This window comes from Paraburkholderia sp. BL18I3N2, from assembly GCF_003001875.1.
Classification (GTDB): Bacteria; Pseudomonadota; Gammaproteobacteria; order Burkholderiales; family Burkholderiaceae; genus Paraburkholderia; species Paraburkholderia phytofirmans.
The window spans coordinates 654,589-677,863 of sequence record NZ_PVNC01000002.1; the positions used below are offsets into that span (position 1 = coordinate 654,589).

Sequence of the window (23,275 nt, forward strand, 5' to 3'; positions counted from 1 at the left end):
CGGCAGAGCGAAAACTGCCCGGCCGCTTGAACCCGCGTTTAGCCCACCGCGACCTGACGCAACACCGGGCGGCGCGTGGCGTCGATCAATGCCGAATAGCCATCCACGTAATTCTGGGCCATCGTCTTCGAGCTGAAGCGACGTTCGAACTGGGCGCGGATCTCGGTGCGCGACAATTCGTCCAGGCGTTGCAGCGCCGCGACCGCGCCTTGCACGTCCTCGACGATGTAACCCGTCACGCCATGGTCGATCACTTCCGGCACCGAACCCCGGTTGAATGCGATCACCGGCGTGCCGCACGCCATCGACTCGATCATCACGAGACCGAACGGCTCCGACCAGTCGATCGGGAACAGCAGCGCCTTGGCGCCGGACAGGAATTCGGGCTTCTGCGCTTCATTGATCTCGCCGACGAATTCCACATGCGCCAGCGAGAGCAGCGGTTCGATTTCGCGCTTGAAGTATTCCTGGTCGGCCTTGTCCACCTTGGCGGCGATCTTCAGCGGCAAACCGCTTTGGGCAGCGATCTTGATAGCCGTATCGACGCGCTTCTCCGGACAAATGCGGCCGAGGAACGCCAAATACTCCGGCTTCTTGTGGGTTTGCGGCGTGAGTAGCTGCTCCGGCAGACCGTGGTAAATCGTGTTGAGCCAGTTCGCTTGCGGCAGCGGTGCACGCTGCGAATCGGAAATCGAGACCACCGGCACGTTGGAGAACGCATCGAACACCGGTTGCAGTTCCGGCAAGTCGAGGCGGCCGTGCAACGTCGTCACGAACGGCGTGTCCATCGTCGTGAAGAGCGGGAACGGCATGTAGTCGAGGTGGAAGTGCAGCACGTCGAACTCGTGCGCAACCTTGCGGACCTTTTCCATCATCAGGACGTGCGGAGCCAGCGCATCGCGGATCGTCGGATCAAGGCGCAACGCACGAGGCCAGCAGGCGTCGAGGTTCGCGGAGGTGACCGAGTCGCCGCTCGCAAACAGCGTGACGTCGTGGCCGAGGTCGACCAGTGCTTCGGTCAGATACGACACGACGCGTTCGGTGCCACCGTAAAGTTTCGGCGGAACAGCTTCATACAGTGGCGCAATTTGTGCGATTCGCATGCGTTTTCTCCTAATCAGAACGGCATCGCACAGCAGCGCTTGAGCAGAGCGAAGAGCGAATGCCTGACGGACGGTTGGGCGCGGTAAGCCGCCGCCCGGGGGTGTTCCGAACCTGCATCGGGTAATCCCTTAGCTTCATTATCGGGATCGGCCGTGCTAATTCGAGTTATTTTTCAAACGCTTAATGTTGTTACAGCGCGAAACATGGCGCGTTACAGGTCGTCTGGGCGCTCATCTCCCTAATCGGGAAAAGCCGCCGGATGATTATTCGAACGCTGAGAAGCCTCCAGCAAGGCGCGGGCCCGAAACGTGGAGCGCGATGCCTACAGGGTGCACATTGCAGAGAAGTGAAAACGTCTTATAATTCCCGCTCACCGCTGTAACGGTGCGGGCCATGAGTCGATCAGACTCACCATCTGGTTCACATCGGTGAAAGCAGTGAATTCAAGGCGCGTGGAAAATTCAGATCGCGCGCCTTCGCTCTCCGCAAACCCGCTCCCCGACTCGCCTTTGTAGGAAAAATTCCTACACGAATGACGGATTAATCCGTCAACAAGGCTGGGTGTCTGTCCGATTTTCGTCCGCCCCCCCTTTCGACACAATGCTCGCAAGACCAGAAACGAGCCGATTCGTGCGGTTTAAGTGCGCGCGTCCGAGCAAACGTTTCCGTAACGGCCTGACCAGCCAGATACACCCCGGGGGAATCATGAGCGCGACAAGCGAAATGCTCAATGAGATCAGAGAAGTCAACCTGTCTTATCTCCTGCTCGCCCAGCGACTGCTGCGCGAAGACAAGCCGACGGGCATGTTTCGCATGGGGATTTCGGACCAGTTAGCCGATGTGCTCGCCAATCTGTCGTTGGCGCAGACCGTCAAGCTGGCGGCGTCCAATCAGGTGTTGTGCCGTTTCCGTTTCGACGACCATGCCGTACTGTCCGCTCTGGCGGACAAAGGCAAATCCAGCGCCGTGGCCCAGGCGCATTCCGCGATCCTGATGGCAAGCCAGCCAGTCGAGCACCTCGGCTGATGGCAGGTTGTAATTCAAACAAAGCGATCAGGACGGGGGAAACGCAAACGGATGGCCTATAAGAGTGTTGTGCTCGAAGTCAGGGAAATCACCCTGGCGATCCAACTGATCGAGCTTGGCGCGCGTTTGCAATTGCTGGAAGCGGAAACCAGTCTGTCGCGCGACCGGCTTATCAAGCTATATAAAGAGCTCAAAGGGGTTTCACCGCCCAAGGGCATGTTGCCGTTTTCGACTGACTGGTTCATGACCTGGCAGCCGAACTTTCACTCTTCGCTGTTCTATAACATCTACCGCTTCATGGCCGGCCACGGCGGCTGCCCGACGATCCAGTCGATCGTGAAGAGCTACCGGCTGTACCTCGAACACGTCCAGCTGCACGACGACGAGCCCGTGCTCAGTCTCACGCGCGCCTGGACGCTGGTGCGCTTTTTCGACTCCGGAATGCTGCAAATGACCGCCTGCTGCCGCTGCGGGGGACATTTTGTCGCGCACGCGTACGATCCGCAGCACGCGTTCGTCTGCGGCCTGTGCCAGCCGCCTTCGCGCGCCGGTAAGACAAAGAAATTCGCCGACGCCCGAGCCCGCGAGAGCCTCGCCGCGCTCGTAGCCTGACCCGCAAGGCGGCCGCCGCTGCGCGGCGCGCCTTCCATCGCCCATGCGGCGGGGCTTCTAGCCCGCCCGCGCCATGGCCGGTCCCGCCGCAGCGCCGGACCGCCGCATCCGCCTCTGGTTTACACCGGAGCGACGAGCCGCTTTTCCGCCAAAGTTTTCCGCTTCGTTGCCGTAAACCAGATTAACGACGGTCACCGTCGCTTCTTTGTGAGGGCTCGGCAGTGCTGATTTTCGTGGGAACACTCGTGACGCTTTTGTCCGTTTTCGGCGGTTACGCGCTGGAAGGCGGCCATCTCGGCGCGCTGCTGCAGCCCGTTGAAGTGCTGATGATCGTCGGCGCCGGGGTCGGCGCATTCATTCTGGGTAACGGAATGAAGACGATCAAGGCCACGCTGCGCGTCATTCCAACCCTGTTCAAGGGCGCGAAGTACAACAAGGACGTCTATATGGAGCTGATGGCGCTGCTCTACGTCCTGCTGGCCAAGGCGCGCAAGGAAGGCACGCTGACGCTGGAAGCGGATATCGACGATCCGTCGAAGAGTCCGATCTTCACCCAGTATCCGAAGATTCTCGCGGACCATCACATCATCGAATTCCTGACCGACTACCTGCGCTTGATGGTGGGCGGCAACATGAACGCGTTCGAGATCGAAAGCCTGATGGACGAGGAGATCGAGACGCATCACCAGGAAGGCGAGGCGCCCGCTCACGCGCTGAACAAGGTCGGCGACGCAATGCCGGCGTTCGGTATCGTGGCCGCGGTGATGGGCGTGGTGCACACCATGGCCTCCGCCGACAAGCCGCCCGCGGTGCTCGGCGAGATGATCGCGCAGGCGCTGGTCGGCACCTTCCTCGGGATTCTGCTTTCGTACGGGCTGATCGGGCCGCTTGCGAGCGTCGCCGAACAGCGTGTGACCGAGTCGACCAAGATGTTTCAGTGCATCAAGGTGACGATTCTGGCCAGCCTGAACGGTTACGCGCCGGCGATCGCCGTCGAGTTCGGCCGCAAGGTGCTCTTCTCGACCGAACGCCCGTCGTTCGCCGAGCTGGAAGAGCACGTGCGCCGCGTCAAGGCCAAGTAAAGAGCGCCGGGAACCGAACCGATGAGCAAGGACAAAGACCGCGCCATTGTCGTCAAGCGCTCCGCGCCGAAGAAAGCCGGCCATCACGGCGGCGCGTGGAAGCTCGCGTATGCGGACTTCATGACCGCGATGATGGCGTTCTTCCTGCTGATGTGGCTGCTGAGTTCGGCGTCCACGGTGCAGTTGAGGGGCATTGCCGACTACTTCAATCAGCCGTTGAAGATCACGCTGTGGGGCGGCGACCGCAGCGCCGAGGACTCGAGCATTCTGAAGGGCGGCGGCCGCGATATCTCGACCGACGCGCAAGGCGTGACGCGCTCCAGCGAGGGTTCGAGCAACCGCGCCGAGCACAGCGCCGCACACGGCAGCGAAGACTCGATGAAGCAGCTGCAAGGCGAGCTGGAGCGTCGCGAGCAGGTTCGCCTGCACGATCTGCAGGTCAAGCTGATGGCCGCGATCGAAGCGAATCCGGTGCTGCGCCAGTTCAAGCAGCAGATCCGCATCGACTCGACGCTGACCGGCTTGCGCATCGAGATCGTCGACTCGCAGAAGCGGCCCATGTTCGCGACCGCGAAAGACCAGGTCGAGCCGTATATGCGCGACATCCTGCGCGAAATCGGCCATACGCTGAACGACGTGCCGAACCGCATCATCGTGCAAGGCCACACCGACGCCGCGCAGTACGCCGGCGGCGAAAAGGGCTACAGCAACTGGGAACTGTCCGCGGACCGCGCCAATGCGTCGCGCCGCGAGCTGATCGGCGGCGGCATGGACGAAGCGAAGGTGATGCGCGTGCTCGGCCTCGCGTCGACGCAGAACCTGAACAAGGCGGACCCGATGGATCCGGAGAACCGCCGCATCAGCATCATCGTGCTGAACAGGAAGTCGGAGGAGGCGCTGAATCATGACGACTCCACCACGACCACCTTGTCGGACGACGCAGCCGGCTCCAAGCCGTTGCTGCAAAAGCTTGCGCAGCCGGTAACGGTTGCACCGAAGTTGCCGGCGGCAGTGCCGTCGGCCCAGTAACAGACCGCGATCGACCCGCTGGTTCACGCGCCCTGCCGGCGCGGACGGCGGGACGATCCATAGCGTACGTGCAGCGAGGTTTTCATGATCAGGCACATCCTGGCAATCGACGATTCGGCATCGATGCGGCAGATTCTCGCCGCCACGCTGACGACGGCCGGCTACGAGGTGACGCTCGCGGCGGATGGCAACGAAGGGCTCGAAAACGCGCTCGCCATGTCGTTCGACCTCGTGCTGACCGACCAGTACATGCCGGGCAAGACCGGCCTCGATCTGATCGCCGCGCTGCGCAACAACCCGGCTTACCAGGCCACGCCCATCCTCGTCCTCACGACGGAATCGGGCGAGCCGTTCAAGGAAGCGGCGCGAGCCGCGGGTGCGACCGGCTGGATCGAAAAGCCGCTCGACCCCGACATGCTGACCGAACTGGTGGCGGCGCTAGCCGAGCCAGACCACGCGTAAGCGCGACCCATAGACCCAGTTAAAGAAGCTATCGACGCGGCGGCACGGCAGCCCAAGCCAAGACAGGAACTCTCGCGGTGACCCAGGCATGACACTCGACATCACTCAGTTCTATCAGACGTTCTTCGACGAAGCGGACGAACTGCTCGCGCAGATGGAGCAGTTGCTGCTCAATCTGGATATCGCTCACCCGGACCCCGAAGACCTCGCGGCAATTTTCCGCGCGGCGCATTCGATCAAGGGCGGCGCGGCGACGTTCGGTTTTACGGCGCTGACGGAAACGACGCACATTCTCGAATCGCTGCTCGACCGCGCGCGCAATAACGAACTCGTGCTGCGCAAGGACATGATCGACACGTTCCTCGAAACCAAGGACGTGTTGTCCGGCCAGCTCGCCGATTACCGCGCGAGCGCCGAGCCGGACGCGGCCACTGCGAAGGCGATTTGCGCGAAGCTCGAACGCCTGAACGCGGAAAGCCGCGACGGGGCGGCGCCGGCTGCGGCCGCAGCACCCGCCGCGGCGAGCGCGGCACCGGTTGCAACACAGGCAGCACAGGCAGCACAGGGCGGTACCCCGCCGGAGCACGTCGTCGAACAGGCGGTGCAGGCGGCGGGTGAATGGATTGACGGCGAACCGGCACAGACCGGGCAAGCCGCGGGAGCCGGCGAAGAAACCGGTCTCCATCTGAAAATTACGCTACGGGGCGTTGGTGAGAAGGACCAGGAACTGCTGGCCGAAGAGCTCGGCAACCTGGGCAACATCGTCGGGCAGGTCAAGAGCGGCGGCGATCTGACGCTGTGGCTCGCGACCGATGTGACCTCCGACGACATCATCGCCGTGTGCTGTTTCGTGATCGACGAAAGTCAGATCGTGATCGGCCGCGGCACCGCACCGGCGGACGACACGCAGCAAGGCGAACCTGGAACGCCCGACGCTGCCGACTCGTCTCCGGCGCAAGCAGTACAGGCAACTCAGGCGGACCACGCAGCATCGCCGGCACCGGCGGCCGGCACCGCCGCACCCGCATCAACGGCCACGCACGGCCTGTTCGACACACCGGCCGCGCCGGCGCCGGCCGCGGCTCAACCCGCGGCGGCCACGAGCGCACCGGCGCCAGCGCCGGCGAGCGCAGCCGCACCCGCCGAGCAGGACCGCAAGGCGGCACGTCCGGCTGCGGCAGCGGGCGGCGCGGAAGGCAGCTCGATTCGCGTCGGCGTCGAAAAAGTCGATCAGCTGATCAACCTGGTCGGCGAACTGGTGATCACGCAAGCCATGCTCGCGGAAACCACCAGCACGTTCGACCCGGCACTGCACGACCGCCTCTTCAACGGCATGGCGCAACTCGAGCGCAACGCGCGCGATCTGCAGGAAGCGGTGATGTCGATCCGCATGATGCCGATGGATTACGTGTTCAGCCGCTTCCCGCGTCTGGTGCGCGATCTGGCGGCGAAGCTCGGCAAGGAAGTGGAACTCGTCACCTTCGGGCAAGCGACCGAACTCGACAAGAGCCTCATCGAACGCATCATCGATCCGTTGACTCACCTCGTGCGCAACAGTCTCGACCACGGCATCGAAACCGTGGAAGCGCGGCGCGCGGCGGGCAAGGATTCGACCGGTCAGCTGGTGCTGTCGGCCGCGCATCATGGCGGCAACATCGTCATCGAAGTGAGCGACGACGGCGCGGGCCTGCGCCGCGACAAGATTCTCGCGAAGGCGGCCAAGCAGGGCATGCAGGTCAGCGAGACCATGAGCGACGAAGAAGTCTGGAACCTGATCTTCCTGCCGGGCTTTTCGACGGCGGAGCAGGTCACCGACGTGTCGGGCCGCGGCGTCGGCATGGACGTGGTGAAGCGGAACATCCAGTCGATGGGTGGTCACGTGGAAATCACCTCGCACGCCGGCAAGGGCAGCACCACGCGCATCGTGTTGCCGCTCACGCTGGCGATTCTCGACGGCATGTCGGTCAAGGTCGGCAACGAGATTTTCATTCTGCCGCTGAACTTCGTGATGGAGTCGCTGCAGCCGCAAGCCGAAGACATCTACACGGTCGCCAACGGCGAGCGCGTGGTGCGGGTGCGCGGTGAATACCTGCCGCTCGTGGCATTGCACGAAGTGTTCAACGTCGAAGGGGCGAAGCAGGAACCGACGCAAGGCATCGTCACCATCATGCAAACCGAGGGGCGCCGCTTTGCGATGCTGATCGACGAGCTGGTGGGCCAGCAGCAGGTCGTCGTGAAGAATCTGGAAACGAACTACCGCAAGGTGCACGGCATTTCCGCCGCGACCATTCTCGGCGACGGCAGCGTCGCGCTGATCGTGGACGTCGCAGCATTGAACCGCGAAACACGCCACGCGCATGGCGCGCTGAGCCTCGCATGATGTCCGACACATTCGCCGCAACAGTAACACTTACTCAACTCATTTCATCCCAACCGTTTGGGGGCTAACGTGGCAGAAGTCCAATCCATCAATTCGAGCGTCGCGAACGCGACCGGTGCGAATAGCCGCCGCGACGCGCAGCAGGCCGACGCCGGCGGTCAGGAATTCCTCGTCTTCACGCTCGGCGCCGAAGAGTACGGCATCGACATTCTCAAGGTGCAGGAAATTCGCGGCTACGACAACGTGACGCGGATCGCCAATGCGCCCGAGTTCATCAAGGGCGTGATCAATCTGCGCGGCATCATCGTGCCGATCGTCGACATGCGTATCAAGTTCCATCTGGGCCGTGTCGAGTACGACCACCAGACCGTGGTGATCATCCTGAACGTCGCGCATCGCGTGGTCGGGATGGTGGTGGACGGCGTGTCGGACGTGCTGACGCTCGCCACCGACCAGATCATGCCGGCGCCGGAATTCGGCGCCACGCTGACGACCGAGTACCTCACGGGGCTGGGCACCGTCGACGGCCGCATGCTGATCCTGATGGACATCGAGAAGCTCATGACCAGCCGCGAAATGGCGCTGATCGAAACGCTCGGCGCCTGATGGCGGCAGCCTTCACGAAACGATTGGGATAGGGAGCATCGAAATGCTGAGCAGGTGGTCGATTCGCACGTCGTTGACGATGATGGGGATCATTCTGGTCGCGCTGACCGTGCTGGTCGGCGTACTTGGGCTGAGCGCGCTGAACCGCGCGAGCCAGTCGCTCGACCGCATTGCGCGCGGCGATCTGGTCGCCATTCACGCGCTCGACGATGCCTCGGCGTACCTGCTGCGCTCGCGCCTCGCGGTGGACCGCTTCAACACGTTGTCCGCCGCGGGCAACGCGGACGAAGCGAAGAAAGCGATCGAACGCGCACAGGAGTTGCTGACCAAGGGCAACCAAAGCTGGCAGAGCTATCTCGACGCACCGAAGCCCGGCGTCGATCAGGCGCTGCTCGACGACGTTCTCGCCAAGCGCATGAGCGTGATGCGCGAAGGCGTCGACCCGGAGTTCGCGGCGTTGAATGCGAACGACATGGCCGCCTACCACGCGATCGCCGATACGAAAATCAGCCCGATGTTCATCGCTTATGACGCGGCGGCGGCGGCGGTCGTCAAGGCCTTGCAGCAAAGCGCCGTGGATCAGCAAGCGAGCGCGCAATCGAACATCTCGCTGATGACGACGCTGATCATCGCCGTCACCGCGCTCGCACTGCTTCTCGTGGTGGGTATCCGCTTCGCGCTGCGCGGCCTGATCGTGCAGCCGCTCGCCGACGCGACGGCGTGCTTCGAGCGCATCGCCGCGGGCGATCTGTCGGAGACGATCAACGTCTTCAGCCGCAATGAAATCGGGCGACTGTTCGCCGGCATCAAGCGCATGCAGGACAGCATGTCGACGATGGTGAAGGCGGTTCACAGCAGCACGGAATCGATCGACACCGGCGCGCGCGAAATCGCCATGGGCAACACCGACCTGTCGCAGCGCACCGAACAGCAGGCCGCCTCGCTGCAGGAAACCGCGTCGAGCATGGAGCAGTTGACCGGGACCGTTCGGCAGAACGCCGAGAACGCGCGTCAGGCGAGCCAACTGGCCGTCAACGCATCCGACATCGCCACGCGCGGCGGCGACGTGGTGGGCCAGGTCGTCACGACCATGCAGGACATCGCGAGCAGTTCGAACAAGGTCGTCGACATCATCGGCGTGATTGAAGGTATTGCTTTCCAGACCAATATTCTCGCGTTGAACGCGGCAGTCGAAGCGGCGCGCGCCGGTGAACAGGGTCGTGGCTTCGCGGTGGTGGCGGGCGAAGTGCGCAGCCTCGCGCAACGCAGCGCGAGCGCCGCGAAGGAAATCAAGGAACTGATCGGCGACTCGGTCGACAAGGTGCAAAGCGGCTCGGCGCTGGTCGGCCGCGCCGGTACGACGATGGACGAGATCGTGCAGGCCGTGCGCCGCGTGACCGACATCATGGGCGAAATCAGCGCGGCGTCCGAAGAGCAGTCGGGCGGTATCGAACAGGTGAATCGCGCGGTCGTGCAGATGGACGAAGTCACGCAGCAGAACGCCGCGCTGGTTGAACAGGCGGCGGCCGCAGCGGCCTCGCTCGAAGATCAGACGCGTCAGTTGCAGGCCGTGGTGAATGGCTGGAAGGTGGCCGGCGGCGCGGCGCATAACAGCGCGGCGCCAACGCGTTCGCAATCGACGGCTTCACGCGTGACCAGCAGCAAGAGCAAGCCGGCGGCCAAGGCCGCGCCGCATGCATCCATGAACGGTGGCGCAGCACATCCGGCGGCGAACACCGCATCGGGTTCGGCGAGCCACGATGCAGGCGCCGCGCGTGTCGAACCGGCGCTCAAGCCGAAGACCGCCCGCGCGGCATCCGAATCCGCAGCACGTCCGGCCGCAGTGAGCGCGGCCACGGCGGGCTCGGATGCGGACTGGGAAACATTCTAGGAAGTGGCACAAAGACATGCAGTCATTCGGCATCTCGCTCCATGAGGGGCGAATCATCGAAGCACGCTTTATCGGCGTGTCGCGGGCCGACTGCATGGTGGCGGAACTCGCGGGCGGGCGCGACCCCGCGAACACAATCCCTTCTACCCGGGGCGATTGTCCGGGCGGAAAGCGGGATGGCTCGTATCGCAGGCAGGAACTCTCATGATGGCAACGCGCGCACAGCAACGTCCGGACCGGGCTGACCCGGTTAGATCCGGCGAACAGGCACGGGATTTCGAATTCACGTCGGCGGACTTCGCTCGCATTCGCGAACTGATTCACCGCAGCGCGGGCATTTCGCTGTCGGATCACAAGCGCGACATGGCGTACAGCCGTCTGGCGCGCCGTCTGCGCGCCCGCGGCCTCGACACCTTCAAGCAGTATCTCGACCTGCTCGAAGCGGAAAACGATCCGGCCGAGTGGGAAGCGTTCACCAATGCGCTGACCACCAACCTGACGGCGTTTTTTCGCGAGGCGCATCACTTTCCGATCCTCGCCGATTTCGTGCCGCGCCGCGCGCAGCCGGTTTCGGTGTGGTGCTCGGCGGCGTCGACCGGTGAAGAGCCGTATTCGATTGCGATGACGCTGATCGAAGCGCTCGGCGACAGCGGCGCGCGCCAGGCCTCGGTGCTCGCCACCGATATCGATACGCAAGTGCTCGCCAAGGCCGAAGCCGGCATGTACCAGTTCGACCAGGTGAAGCATCTCTCACCCGAGCGGCTGAAGCGCTTCTTCCTGAAGGGCACTGGTGCGCACGCGGGTATGGTCAAGGTGCGCCCGGAAGTGCGCGCGCTGGTGCGCTTCGAGCAACTCAACCTCACCGACCGCGATTACCAGTTGCGTTCGCAGTTCGACGCGATCTTCTGCCGCAACGTAATGATTTATTTCGATAAGCCGACGCAAGCGCAAGTACTCGCGCGCTTCGAGCCGCTGATGAAGTCGGGCGGCTTGCTGTTCGCCGGCCACTCGGAAAACTTCACATACGTCACGCAGGCATTCAAGCTGCGCGGCCAGACCGTCTACGAACTGACGCGTGATGCGACCGGCGCGCGTACGCCGACGGCGACCCGCGGCCCGGCGACGGCATCGCATCACACGGCGAGCGGGGTGACGGTATGAGCAGCGCCTTGCCAATTGCCACCAATCTGTACTTCGACAACCACTTCCAGCGCCCCGGCGTGAAGCTGTTGCCGAACGAGTTCTACACCACGCACGAAGACATGGTGCTGGTCACCGTGCTCGGTTCCTGCGTCGCGGCCTGCATTCAGGATCGCACGGCGGGCATCGGCGGCATGAATCACTTCATGTTGCCCGACGACGGCGCGGACGTCGCGCAGGCGGCATCGGATTCGATGCGCTACGGCGCCTACGCGATGGAAGTGCTGATCAACGAACTGATCAAGGCAGGCGGGCGGCGCGAGCGTTTCGAAGCCAAGGTATTCGGCGGCGGCGCGGTGCTCGCCGGCATGACGACGATGAACATCGGCGACCGCAATTCGGAGTTCGTGCGCCGCTATCTGGCGGTTGAGAAGATCCGCATCGTCGCCGAGGACTTGCAGGGCTCGCATCCGCGCAAGGTGGCGTTCATGCCGCGCACGGGCCAGGTGATGGTGAAGAAGTTGCGCCTGCAGCAGGAAGCGGGCGTGGCCGAGCGCGAACAGGCGCTGATGCGGCAAAGCGCCGAAGCGCGCGCCGAGCGGCTCGCCGCGGCGCGCAAGCGGGTGGAACTGTTCTCGACGCCGGCCGCGTCGAGAGGCAAGGTCGAACTGTTTTCGAGTTCCGCTGGCGCCCGTCCGAAGGTCGAGCTGTTCGGCTCGCCGGCGGCAACGGGAACGGCAGCGGGCAGTGCGGGCGCAGGCGCAGCAAAGCCACGCATCGAACTGTTCGGAACGCGCCCGATTAATTCAAACAACGCCAGAACTACAGAGGAGGCGTGAGCGCTGTGCAAAAGATCAAAGTACTGTGCGTCGACGATTCGGCGCTGATTCGCAGCCTGATGACGGAAATCATCAACGGCCAGCCGGACATGACGGTGGTGGCGACCGCACCCGACCCGCTGGTCGCGCGCGATCTCATCAAACAGCACAATCCGGACGTGTTGACGCTCGACGTCGAAATGCCGCGCATGGATGGTCTCGACTTCCTCGAGAAGCTGATGCGCCTGCGGCCGATGCCGGTCGTGATGGTGTCGTCGCTGACCGAGCGCGGCAATGAAATCACGTTGCGCGCGCTGGAACTCGGCGCGGTCGACTTCGTCACCAAACCGAAGGTCGGCATTCGCGACGGCATGCTCGATTACTCGGAAAAGCTCGCCGACAAGATTCGCGCCGCCGCGCGCGCACGCGTGCGCCAGGCCGCGCCAGTGCAGCACGCGGCAGCACATGCGACGCAGGCGCCGGTCGGCGCGGCGCCGCTCTTCAACAATCCGCTGCTCAGTACCGAGAAGCTGATCATCGTCGGCGCGTCGACGGGCGGCACGGAAGCGATCCGCGAAGTGCTGGTGCCGCTGCCGCCCGATGCACCCGCAGTGCTGATCGCGCAGCATATGCCGCCGGGCTTCACAAAATCTTTTGCACAACGCCTCAATGGTTTGTGCCGGATTACCGTTAAAGAGGCAGAGCACGGCGAACGCGTGCTGCCGGGACATGCGTATATCGCGCCCGGCCACGCTCATCTGTTGCTTGCCCGCAGTGGTGCGAACTATATTGCTCACCTGTCGGACGAGCCGCCGGTGAACCGGCATCGTCCGTCGGTGGACGTGCTGTTCCGTTCGGCCGCGCAGCATGCGGGCAAGAACGCGGTCGGCGTGATTCTGACCGGGATGGGGCGCGACGGCGCAGCCGGACTGCTGGACATGAAAAAGGCGGGGGCCTACACCCTTGCGCAGGACGAAGCGAGCTGTATTGTGTTCGGCATGCCGCGTGAAGCGATTGCGCTTGGCGCGGCGGACGAGATCGCATCGCTGCCGGAAATGAGCCGACGTGTGATGGCGCGTCTCTCGGCAATGGGCGACCGCGTTCAGCGGGTATGATGCGGGCCGGTAGGATTTGAGGCGCTGGTTTGAGGCGCGAGTTGAGCGGTCAGGCGCCGCACCATGGATCAAGCAAAGGGAATGAAATGGATAAGGGAATGAAGATTCTGGTTGTTGACGACTTTCCGACGATGCGCCGGATCGTCCGCAACCTCCTCAAGGAACTCGGCTATTCGAACGTCGACGAGGCGGAAGACGGCGCGGCCGGTCTGGCGCGTCTGCGCGGCGGTACGTACGAGTTCGTGATTTCCGATTGGAACATGCCGAACCTCGACGGTCTGGCCATGCTCAAGGAGATCCGCGCCGATGCCAACCTCGCGCACCTGCCGGTGCTGATGGTGACGGCCGAATCGAAGAAGGAAAACATCATCGCGGCGGCGCAGGCCGGCGCGAGCGGTTATGTCGTCAAGCCGTTCACGGCCGCGACGCTCGACGAGAAGCTCAACAAGATTCTCGAGAAGATGGCCAAGACCGGGAGCTGATGTGAATCTGCCGACCAACGCGCAAGGAGCCGACGCGCCCAACGAGAGCGGCGACTTCGCGTCCGACCGCATCCTGGCCCGCATTGGACAACTGACGCGCACGCTGCGCGACTCGATGCGCGAGCTCGGGCTCGACAAGCATGTCGAGCGTGCGGCCGAAGCCGTGCCCGATGCCCGCGACCGCCTGAAGTACATCGCGGATATGACAGAGCAGGCCGCCGAGCGCGTCCTGTCCGCTATCGACATCGCCAAGCCGATCCAGGAACAGCTGCAGAAAGACGCGGGCGAACTCGACGCGCGTTGGGAGCAGTGGTATGCGGCGCCGATCGAGCGCGAGGAAGTGCGCGCGTTGATGAACGACACGCGGACCTTCCTGCGCGGCGTGCCCGACGCGACCAGCGCGACCAACTCGCAGCTCATGGAGATCATGCTGGCGCAGGACTTCCAGGATCTGACCGGCCAGGTCATCAAGAAGATCACGGATGTCGTGTATCTGATCGAGCAGCAGTTGCTCGGCGTGCTGGTCGAGAACATCGCGCTCGAACGGCGCGAGCAGTTCGCGGCCAACGCGGCGGCGCTGGCGGCCGAAGTCTCGCCGACCGGCAGCCCCGAACATCTGCTGAACGGTCCGCAAATCAATCCGGAAGGCAAAACGGACGTGGTGCAGGACCAGTCGCAAGTCGACGATCTTCTGGCCAGCCTCGGCTTCTGACCTGCCGGCGCGACGCCGCGTCGCGCCCGCCCACCAAGGGCACCGGGCCGAAGCAGGACCCATGGCAAGCCACGCGTCCGCGTGTGCTTGCTGTCTGCCGACGCAAACCACAGGCATACTACGAACTCAAGCAGCGGCACGGCGCTCCGGTGGAGACACACGCCGGTCGGTGGCGCGATGGGGACAAACCCTCCGCAGTGCGACCGCAGCGGTGCCGTATGATCTGCAGACTTGCGGCCGGTTTGCACCACGTGCGAGCCGAGCGGCAGCTCGGGAGGAGCCTTCATGTGGAGTCGTGTACGCCGCGCTGGGATCGTTACGGCGCTTGCTTTGCCCTGTTCGTTTATCGCCGTGCAGTCCGCTCATGCGGGACTGGGTGGCGCCCCCATGACACCGCCTACGGGCGCGTCGGTCTCGTCACGTATCGTTCAGCCCGGCAGCAGTGCCGTCAACGCGGCGCAGAGCGTGATGCGCTCCGCGTCCAACGCCGGGTCTTCCGCTACAGCTTCGACGTCTTACACCGTGCGTGAAACGGCGCTCGGCAACGGCACCGTGGTCCGCGAATATCTCGCCTCGGACGGCTCCGTGTTCGGCATTGCCTGGCGCGGGCCGCAAATGCCGGATCTGAACGATCTGCTCGGCAACTATTTCCCGCAGTACGTGGCCGGCGTGAAGGCGGTGCGCGCGGCGCGCGGCGGCAGCCGCGGCCCGGTCGCGGTCGACCAGAGCGGCCTCGTGGTGCGCTCCGGCGGCCACATGGGCTCGTTCAATGGCCAGGCGTGGTTGCCTCCGGCGCTGCCCGCCGGCGTCAGCGGTTCAGACATCCAGTAATAGCGAGGACGAGACATGCGAACCAAGCATATTGCTGTGAAGCTCAAGGGCTGGATGAAGGCCGTCGCGGCCGTGGCGTTGGTGTCCGCGCTCGTCGCGTGCGGCGGCGGTGGCGGCTCCAACAACGATTCATCGACCACGCTGAACGGCGGCTCGCTGCCGGCCAGTCCGACCCAGCAGCCGATCGCCGCGACCGCGGCGAATACCGTGCCCATCACCGTCGGCCGGGGCGTGAACGGCGTCATCAATATCCCAGCGGTCAGCGTGAAAATATGCGCGCCCGGCTCCTCCACGAATTGTCAGACTATTGACAATATCCAGGTCGATACCGGTTCGTACGGGCTGCGCGTGGTCAGCTCGGTCGTGAACCCCTCGCTGCTCAGTGCGTTGCAGCCCGTCACCATCGGCGGCGCCCAGCTCGCCGAGTGCGCGACCTTCGCGGACGGCTTCACGTGGGGCACGGTGCGCACCGCGACCATCGCGATCGGTGGCGAGACGACCACGGCCGCGATTCCGATGCAGATCATCGGCGACAAGGATTCGAGCACGGTGCCGACGCGCGGCTGCGGCAGCGGTTCGGCCGAAAACAAGGTCGACGATCTCGGCGCCAACGGCATTCTCGGCATTGGCACGGCGCCGACCGATTGCGGCACGACCTGCTCGGACCCTGCGCAGGCGGCCAGCTTCAGCAATTACTTCGCCTGTCCGGGCGGCGTGTCGTGCGCCCGCACGGCGGTGCCGCTCGCGCAGCAGGTGGCCAATCCGGTCCCGTATTTCCCGGTCGACAACAACGGCGTGATCGTGCAGATGCCGCCGGTGTCGAATACCGGCGCGCCGTCGGCCACCGGCACATTGGTATTCGGCGTCGGCACGCAGGCGAACAATGCGCTCACCGGGGTCCAGCTTTTTACCACCGACGCTTTCGGCGACATGGACAACAGTGTGTTCAACGGCACGAAAGTGCAAGCCTTCCTCGATTCGGGCTCGAACGCCTACTTCTTCGGCGACAGCTCCCTCGCGCAGTGCGGCAGCAACTTTGCGGGCTTTTACTGCCCGTCGTCGGCGCAAACACGGACGCTGACGCTGGTCGGGCTGAACAATACGCAGGCGAACGCCAGCATCGGCATCCTGAGTGCGGCGACGCTGTTCAGCAACGGCAGCAATTACGCGTTCAACGACCTGGCAGGGCAGATCGGCGGCAACAGCAGCTTCGATCTCGGGTTGCCGTTCTTCTACGGCCGCCATGTGTATTACGGCATCGATCAGACGGCGAATGGCGGTCAAACGCCTTTCGTGGCGTTTTGATTGACGCGTCGTACTGAAGCCTGAGACCGGACCGGCGCTCGCGCGAGACCGCGCGCGTGTCCGGTCCGGCAGCGAGCGGCCGCATCGCGTCAGCAAGGCCGACCGGCTGGCTTTCCGGCCGTCTCCATCCCTCGAAATACCCCACTTTCTCCGCCCTTATCCGCCGATCGGTGCTTGCGTCGAGCGGGAATAATCGCTCTCACTGGAAAGAGGCGCCGTGCCTCAGCCGACTGGAGAGCTTTTGTGGCAGAGGACAGCGACCTCGAAAAAACCGAATCAGCCACCCCCCGGCGCCTGCAGAAGGCGCGCGAGGAAGGGCAGATCGTGCGTTCGCGGGAGCTGTCCACGTTTGCCCTGCTGGCGGCGGGGTTCTTCGGCGTGTGGGGAATGTCCGGCAGTATCGGCGAGCATTTGCAGGGCATGCTGCGCGCGGCCTTTACGTTCGATCACGCTGGCGCGTTCGAAACGCGCCGCATGATGATCGGTGCGGGCGTGGCAAGCCGCGAAGGGTTGTACGCGCTGCTGCCGATTCTCGCTTTCACCGGCGTCGCCGCCTTGTTCGCACCGATGGCGCTGGGTGGCTGGCAACTGTCGGCAAAAGGCCTCGAGCCGAAATTCGACCGCCTCAATCCGATTGCCGGCCTCGGCAAGATGTTCTCGATCAACGGTCCGATCCAGCTCGGCATGTCGCTCGCGAAGACGCTGGTGGTCGGCGTGATCGGCGGCACGGCGATCTGGAATCGCCGTGAAGAGATTCTCGCGCTCGCAACCCAGCCGCTGCATCTCGCGCTCGCCAACACCGTGCATCTGATCGCCGTGTGCTGCGGCATGACGGTGGCGGGCATGTTCGTCGTCGCCGCGATGGATGTGCCGTATCAACTGTGGCAATTCCACAAGAAGCTGCGCATGACGAAGGAAGAAGTAAAGCGCGAGCATCGCGAAAGCGAAGGCGATCCGCACGTCAAAGGGCGGATTCGCCAGCAGCAGCGCGCGATTGCCCGCCGCCGCATGATGACCAACGTGCCGAAAGCCGACGTGGTGGTGACCAACCCGACGCACTTCGCCGTCGCGCTGCAATACACCGACGGCGAGATGCGCGCGCCGAAGGTGGTCGCCAAGGGCGTCAACCTGGTGGCGGCGCGGATTCGCGAAATCGCCGCCGAAAACAACGTGCCGTTGCTGGAAGCGCCGCCGCTCGCGCGGGCGCTGTATCACAACGTCGAACTCAACCGCGAGATTCCGGGCCCGCTGTACGGCGCGGTCGCCGAAGTGCTCGCGTGGGTGTATCAGTTGCGGCGCTTCAAGACCGAAGGCGGCGACGTGCCGCTCGCACCGACCGAACTCGACGTGCCCGCGGAACTCGACAAGGGCGGTGTATCGGACGACGAAGCCGATCAGGAAGCCGCCGAGACCCTCAACGCTACTAACGACGACGCTTCAGGAGCCTCCGCATGAACGCTCGCGCCGGTTTCCTCGCCCGACGGCCGGATGCCTTGAGCAGCACCAATATGCGCGCCCTTGCCGGGCCGGTGCTGATCTGCATGATCCTCGGCATGATGATTTTGCCGTTGCCGCCGTTCCTGCTGGATCTGCTGTTCACCTTCAACATCGCGCTTTCGGTGATGGTGCTGCTCGTCAGCATGTACACGATGAAGCCGCTCGATTTCGCCGCATTCCCGAGCGTGCTGCTGTTCTCGACCTTGCTGCGCCTCTCGCTGAACGTGGCGTCCACGCGGGTCGTACTGCTCGAAGGCCATACCGGTCCGGACGCGGCCGGCCAGGTGATCGAGTCGTTCGGCCACTTTCTCGTGGGCGGCAACTTCGCGGTCGGTATTGTCGTCTTTATCATTTTGATGGTGATCAACTTCTCGGTGATCACCAAGGGCGCGGGGCGGATCGCGGAAGTGTCCGCGCGCTTCACGCTCGACGCGATGCCCGGCAAGCAGATGGCGATCGACGCCGACCTGAACGCCGGCCTCATCAACGAAGAGCAGGCCAGAAAGCGCCGCGCCGAAGTCTCGCAGGAAGCCGAGTTCTACGGCTCGATGGACGGCGCGAGCAAGTTCGTGCGCGGCGATGCGATCGCCGGTTTGCTGATCATGGTGATCAACATCATCGGCGGACTGATCGTCGGTATCGTGCAGCACGACATGAGCTTCGCGGCGGCGGGCAAGAACTACACGCTGCTCACCATCGGTGACGGCCTCGTTGCGCAAATTCCGTCGCTCGTGATTTCGACCGCCGCCGGTGTGATCGTCTCGCGTGTGGCGACCAACGAAGACATCGGCACGCAGCTTACCGGCCAGCTGTTCACCAATCCGCGCGTGCTGATGATCACCGGCTGCATTCTCGTGCTGATGGGCCTGATTCCGGGCATGCCGCATTTCGCGTTTCTGATTCTCGGCGGCGGTCTGATCCAGCTCGGCCGCACGATGAAAAAGCGCGCCGAGGAGCGCAAGAACACCACGGCGCTCGTCGATGTCGCACCGGCCGCGATGGCGCCGGTCGAAAACACCGAAGCGAGCTGGGACGACGTGACGATGATCGACACGCTCGGCCTCGAAGTCGGCTATCGGCTGATTCCGCTCGTCGACAAGAACTCGGACGGCGAACTGCTCAAGCGGATCAAGAGCATCCGCAAGAAGTTCGCGCAGGAGATCGGCTTTTTGCCGCCAGTCATTCATATTCGCGACAACCTGGAATTGCGGCCGAACGGTTATCGAATTGCGCTCAAGGGTGTCGAAGTGGGCGTCGGCGAAGCGTATCCCGGCCAGTGGCTGGCGATCAACCCGGGCCAGGTGTCCGCCGCGCTGCCGGGTACGCCGACGCAGGACCCCGCCTTCGGTTTGCCGGCCATCTGGATCGATACGAACCTGCGTGAACAGGCGCAGGTGTACGGCTACACGGTGGTCGATTCGAGCACGGTGGTGGCGACGCACCTGAATCACCTCGTGGTCACGCATGCGTCGGAACTGCTGGGCCGCCGGGAAGTACAGGCGCTGCTCGAGCGGATGCAGAAGGACACGCCGTCGCTGGTCGACGATCTGGTGCCGAAGTCGCTGCCGCTCACCACGCTGCAAAAGGTGCTGCAAAACCTGCTGGAAGAGGGCGTGCCGATCCGCGACATGCGCACGATCCTCGAAGCGCTCTCCGAACACACGCCGAAGATCTCCGACGCGCACGATCTCACCGCCGCCGTGCGCCTCGCGCTCGGTCGTGCGATCACGCAGCAGTGGTTCCCGGGCGTCGGCGACATGCAGGTGATGGGCCTCGATTCGAATCTCGAACGGGTGCTCTCGCAGGCGCTCTCGACCGGCTCTAATCCCGGACTCGAGCCGGGACTTGCGCATACGCTGCTGAACGAAACGCAGAAGGCGATGACGCGTCAGCAAAACCTCGGGCTCGCGCCTGTACTGCTCGTGCAGCATGCGTTGCGGCCGATGCTCGCGCGCTTCCTGCGCCGCAGCCTGCCGCAGCTGAAGGTGCTGTCGTATGCGGAGGTGCCCGACACGCGCAATATCAAAGTGGTGAATCTGATCGGCGCGCACGGGTAACGCGTATCGCTCACCGAGGCCAGTTTGTGGCCGATGTCTTTTGCCGGCGCTCATCGAGCGCCGGTTTTCATTCCGGCGCCTGGCTTTTCATGCCGCAAGCAGACGGCGACGTACACGCCGCGTCCGCGAAAGCGCCGTCCGACGGCACCGCCAGGCGTGTTTCAAACCGGCGTGCGTGTGAATCGAAGCACGTTTCCATCGTCCGAATTGCCCGCGTTTAACGGTCTTTATCCATCGATCGTGCCTCGACGGGTTTCGCAATAATGATCTCAATGGGAAGCGGTATGTTGCCGGTCCGTTAGTCCGTTTACCTCATCGGGGGTCCAGCTTGAACATTCGTAAATTTGTCGGTGCTACCAGTCGTGATGCGCTGCGTCTCGTGCGCGAAGCGTTGGGCGCGGACGCCGTCGTACTGTCCAATCGCACGATGGACGACGGCAGCGTCGAGATCGTCGCACTGGCCGACAGCGACCTCGCCGCCCTCTCGCCGAAAGTCCCGCGCGCAGGCGCCGGCGCACTGCAGGCTGGATCGATGAATGCGATGGCTGGACGGCCCGCGCTGGCCGCACCGCGCGCCATGCCGGCGGCAGCGCCGATGCAGGCGAATCCGTATGCGAGCGGCATGCCCGATGTGTTCTCGTCGGTGTTCGGCGCAAGCCCGGAGGCCGGCGCGGAGAATCTGGGCAACGGAGCTTCCCACTCCGACCACACCGACGACGACGCGAGCGATGCATTGGGCGCCGCCGTGAAGCCGGCCGCGCCCGTCAACGCAGCGGCGCCGATCAAGGCAGCCGCTGCCGTGCCGTCGAAACCCATCACCCCCGAGCAACCGAGTGCCCGCGCCGCGGCCTCGCGCCTCACTGAAGACATCCGCGCCGATCTGCTCAAAGCGGCCGGCGTGCCGGCTGCGCCCGCCGCGCCGGGTGCCGACGCCCAAGCGCCGCGCACGATGGCCGAATCGAATCCCTGGCTGATCGACCACGCGCGCCGTATCGCGGCCGAACAGCAGCAGGAGGGCGCATATAGCGCGCGTCCCGCCGCGATGTCGCCGGCGGCCGCGATGGCCAAGGGCCTTGGCGCCGCCGTCGAACCGGGTAAGCCCGCCGCGCCGCAGGCCGTCGACACGCCCGACTGGGCGCGCGAAGGCGCGCAAGCCGCCGCGCGCCGCGCCGCGCAGAAAAACGCACCGGCGCCGTCCTCGAACGAAGACGCCCGCACGCCCGCTTCGGTCGCCGAAGCGATCAAGGCACGCATGGAGCAAGTGGTCAACGACACCGTGATGAGCGAGCTGTCGTCGATGCGCGGGATGATGGAGGAACACTTCGCCGGCCTGCTGTGGGGCGAGCGCCAGCGCCGCAACCCGGTGCGCGCGTCGCTCACCAAGCATCTGTTCGCCGCCGGTTTCTCCGCGCAGCTCGTGCAGATGATGGTCGACAACCTGCCGGACGACATCGAGAGCATGGACGGCGGCATGGACTGGGTCCGCTCGGTGCTCGATTCGAACCTGCCGGTGATGGAAGACGAAGACGCGCTGATGGAGCGCGGCGGCGTGTTCGCGCTGATGGGCCCGACGGGCGTCGGCAAGACGACGACCACCGCCAAGCTCGCCGCGCGCTGCGTGATGCGCTTCGGCGCCAGCAAGGTTGCCTTGCTCACCACCGACAGCTACCGGATCGGCGGCCACGAACAACTGCGCATCTTCGGCAAGATTCTCGGCGTGTCGGTGCATGCGGTGAAAGACGGCGCCGACCTGCAACTCGCGCTCTCCGAGCTGCGCAACAAGCACATCGTGCTGATCGATACGATCGGCATGAGCCAGCGCGACCGCCTCGTCTCCGACCAGATCGCAATGCTGTGCCACGCCGGTCAGCCGGTGCAGCGCCTGTTGCTGCTCAACGCGACCAGCCATGGCGACACGCTCAACGAAGTCGTGCAGGCCTATCAGCGCGCGCCGGATCAGCAGCCGCTCGCCGGCTGCATTCTGACCAAGCTCGACGAAGCCACCAATCTCGGCGGCGTGCTCGATACGGTGATCCGCTACAAGCTGCCGGTGCACTACGTGTCGACCGGTCAGAAGGTGCCGGAAAACCTGTACGTCGCGACGAAGAAATTCCTGATCAAGAGCACCTTCTGCATACCGCGCGATAACTCGCCATTCGTACCGCACGACGACGACATTCCGGCTTTGCTGTCCGCACTGTCCGCACGTTCCACGGCCGAATTGCACGAGGTCCGCTTTGGATAAGCTCATCTCCGATCAGGCAGAAGGACTGCGGCGGATGTTGGCTCGCAGCGGCTCGCGTGTGATCGCGGTGACGAGCGGCTCGGCCGGCGTCGGCTCGACCACGACGGTGGTGAACCTCGCCGCCGCGCTGGCTCAGCAGGGCAAGGACGTGCTGGTGATCGACGAATGCCTCGGCGAGAAGTCGGTGAGCACGATGCTCGGCGGCGTGCGCGGCGCGGGCAATTTTGCCGCCGTGATGCGCGGCGAGATGACGCTCGACGACGCCGCCGCAAGGCACTCGCTTGGCTTCTCGGTGCTGGCCGCCTCGCGTCCGAACCGGGAAGGTCATACGGCCGCCGAGTTCGGCGTGGTGTTGCGCGGTTCCGCCGACGTCGTGCTGATCGACGCGGAACTCGATGCGCAAGGTCATCTCTCGGCGCTCGCGAGGCAGGCGCACGACGTGATGATCGTCACGCGCATGGCCGCGCACGCGATCACCGACGCCTACGCATGCATGAAGCGCTTGCACTACGCGCACGCCATCGCGCAGTTCCGCGTGCTGGTGAACCACGTGCAGAGCGTGAACGACGCGCATACCGCGTTTGCAAACCTGGCCGGCGTGGCCGGGCGCTACCTGACGGTGGCGCTGGAAGACGCCGGTTGTATTGCCGCCGATGCGCGGATGGCGCGAGCCCTGGAGTTGTCGCGTTGTGTCGTCGATGCGTTTCCGTCGACACCGGCTGCGCGTGACTTCCGGCACCTCGCCGCCGAGTTGCAGTACTGGCCGATGCGGCCAGCGATGTCGTCGCAAACGCCTTGGTTGGCGCCTGCGACAGTTACAGCGGCGCAACACGCCGACCAACCGTCTGCGCAGCACGCCTGAGTGGCGGCACAAGGACAAG

The 23,275-nt window shown here is 64.3% G+C and carries 20 protein-coding genes; 19 read left to right on the forward strand and 1 reads right to left on the reverse strand.

Features of this window, described 5'->3' with window-relative positions:
• Window positions 1–38: 38 nt before the first annotated feature.
• A complete protein-coding gene (locus B0G75_RS08855) occupies window positions 39–1,103 on the reverse strand; it encodes a glycosyltransferase family 4 protein (protein ID WP_106284776.1) in 1,065 nt (354 codons plus the stop codon).
• Between the two features lie 706 nt (window positions 1,104–1,809).
• Here B0G75_RS08855 and flhD point away from each other — a divergent pair.
• From flhD to B0G75_RS08955, 19 genes are all read left to right on the forward strand, one after another.
• Window positions 1,810–2,130 carry a flagellar transcriptional regulator FlhD gene (flhD, locus tag B0G75_RS08860; RefSeq protein WP_258194260.1) on the forward strand — a complete coding sequence of 107 codons (321 nt, stop codon included), beginning with the start codon at window positions 1,810–1,812 and terminating at the stop codon, window positions 2,128–2,130.
• Window positions 2,131–2,181: 51 nt separating this feature from the next.
• Complete coding sequence (flhC, locus tag B0G75_RS08865) at window positions 2,182–2,742, forward strand: flagellar transcriptional regulator FlhC (RefSeq protein WP_106303281.1); 561 nt, start codon at window positions 2,182–2,184, stop codon at window positions 2,740–2,742.
• 221 nt (window positions 2,743–2,963) lie between these two features.
• Window positions 2,964–3,824, forward strand: a complete 861-nt coding sequence (motA, locus tag B0G75_RS08870; RefSeq protein ID WP_006050895.1) for a flagellar motor stator protein MotA — start codon at window positions 2,964–2,966, stop codon at window positions 3,822–3,824.
• A gap of 21 nt (window positions 3,825–3,845) precedes the next feature.
• Window positions 3,846–4,853 (forward strand): flagellar motor protein MotB, encoded by a 1,008-nt coding sequence (gene motB / locus B0G75_RS08875; RefSeq protein ID WP_106303284.1) that lies wholly within the window; start codon window positions 3,846–3,848, stop codon window positions 4,851–4,853.
• Between the two features lie 84 nt (window positions 4,854–4,937).
• Window positions 4,938–5,315: a response regulator gene (locus B0G75_RS08880; protein WP_007179975.1), complete on the forward strand. Its 378-nt coding sequence runs from the start codon at window positions 4,938–4,940 to the stop codon at window positions 5,313–5,315.
• Between the two features lie 88 nt (window positions 5,316–5,403).
• The gene (cheA, locus tag B0G75_RS08885) at window positions 5,404–7,695 is read left to right on the forward strand and encodes a chemotaxis protein CheA (protein ID WP_106303287.1); all 2,292 of its coding nucleotides are present in this window, start codon (window positions 5,404–5,406) and stop codon (window positions 7,693–7,695) included.
• Between the two features lie 69 nt (window positions 7,696–7,764).
• Window positions 7,765–8,301, forward strand: coding sequence for a chemotaxis protein CheW (cheW, locus tag B0G75_RS08890; RefSeq protein WP_012434728.1), 537 nt, complete (start codon window positions 7,765–7,767; stop codon window positions 8,299–8,301).
• 43 nt (window positions 8,302–8,344) lie between these two features.
• The gene (locus tag B0G75_RS08895) at window positions 8,345–10,192 is read left to right on the forward strand and encodes a methyl-accepting chemotaxis protein (protein ID WP_106303290.1); all 1,848 of its coding nucleotides are present in this window, start codon (window positions 8,345–8,347) and stop codon (window positions 10,190–10,192) included.
• A 204-nt stretch (window positions 10,193–10,396) separates the two neighbouring features.
• The gene (locus B0G75_RS08905) at window positions 10,397–11,353 is read left to right on the forward strand and encodes a CheR family methyltransferase (protein WP_106303295.1); all 957 of its coding nucleotides are present in this window, start codon (window positions 10,397–10,399) and stop codon (window positions 11,351–11,353) included.
• A complete protein-coding gene (gene cheD / locus B0G75_RS08910) occupies window positions 11,350–12,171 on the forward strand; it encodes a chemoreceptor glutamine deamidase CheD (RefSeq protein ID WP_106303298.1) in 822 nt (273 codons plus the stop codon). The genes B0G75_RS08905 and cheD overlap by 4 nt, the downstream gene beginning before the upstream one ends.
• Window positions 12,172–12,176: 5 nt before the next feature.
• A complete protein-coding gene (locus B0G75_RS08915) occupies window positions 12,177–13,265 on the forward strand; it encodes a chemotaxis response regulator protein-glutamate methylesterase (protein WP_181309216.1) in 1,089 nt (362 codons plus the stop codon).
• 86 nt (window positions 13,266–13,351) lie between these two features.
• Window positions 13,352–13,747 carry a chemotaxis response regulator CheY gene (cheY, locus tag B0G75_RS08920; RefSeq protein WP_106303303.1) on the forward strand — a complete coding sequence of 132 codons (396 nt, stop codon included), beginning with the start codon at window positions 13,352–13,354 and terminating at the stop codon, window positions 13,745–13,747.
• 1 nt (window position 13,748) lies between these two features.
• Window positions 13,749–14,459, forward strand: coding sequence for a protein phosphatase CheZ (gene cheZ, locus B0G75_RS08925; RefSeq protein WP_106303306.1), 711 nt, complete (start codon window positions 13,749–13,751; stop codon window positions 14,457–14,459).
• A gap of 285 nt (window positions 14,460–14,744) precedes the next feature.
• Window positions 14,745–15,290: a DUF2844 domain-containing protein gene (locus B0G75_RS08930; RefSeq protein WP_106303309.1), complete on the forward strand. Its 546-nt coding sequence runs from the start codon at window positions 14,745–14,747 to the stop codon at window positions 15,288–15,290.
• Window positions 15,291–15,305: 15 nt separating this feature from the next.
• Window positions 15,306–16,595 carry a DUF3443 domain-containing protein gene (locus B0G75_RS08935; protein ID WP_106303312.1) on the forward strand — a complete coding sequence of 430 codons (1,290 nt, stop codon included), beginning with the start codon at window positions 15,306–15,308 and terminating at the stop codon, window positions 16,593–16,595.
• 243 nt (window positions 16,596–16,838) lie between these two features.
• A complete protein-coding gene (gene flhB, locus B0G75_RS08940; RefSeq protein ID WP_106303315.1) occupies window positions 16,839–18,050 on the forward strand; it encodes a flagellar biosynthesis protein FlhB in 1,212 nt (403 codons plus the stop codon).
• Window positions 18,047–20,149 carry a flagellar biosynthesis protein FlhA gene (gene flhA, locus B0G75_RS08945; RefSeq protein ID WP_106303318.1) on the forward strand — a complete coding sequence of 701 codons (2,103 nt, stop codon included), beginning with the start codon at window positions 18,047–18,049 and terminating at the stop codon, window positions 20,147–20,149. Before flhB ends, flhA begins: the two co-directional genes overlap by 4 nt.
• Window positions 20,150–20,477: 328 nt before the next feature.
• Window positions 20,478–22,394, forward strand: a complete 1,917-nt coding sequence (gene flhF, locus B0G75_RS08950; protein WP_106303323.1) for a flagellar biosynthesis protein FlhF — start codon at window positions 20,478–20,480, stop codon at window positions 22,392–22,394.
• Entirely contained in the window at window positions 22,387–23,256 is an 870-nt protein-coding gene (locus B0G75_RS08955; RefSeq protein ID WP_106303326.1) for an AAA family ATPase, read from the forward strand. Before flhF ends, B0G75_RS08955 begins: the two co-directional genes overlap by 8 nt.
• Window positions 23,257–23,275 lie beyond the last annotated feature (19 nt).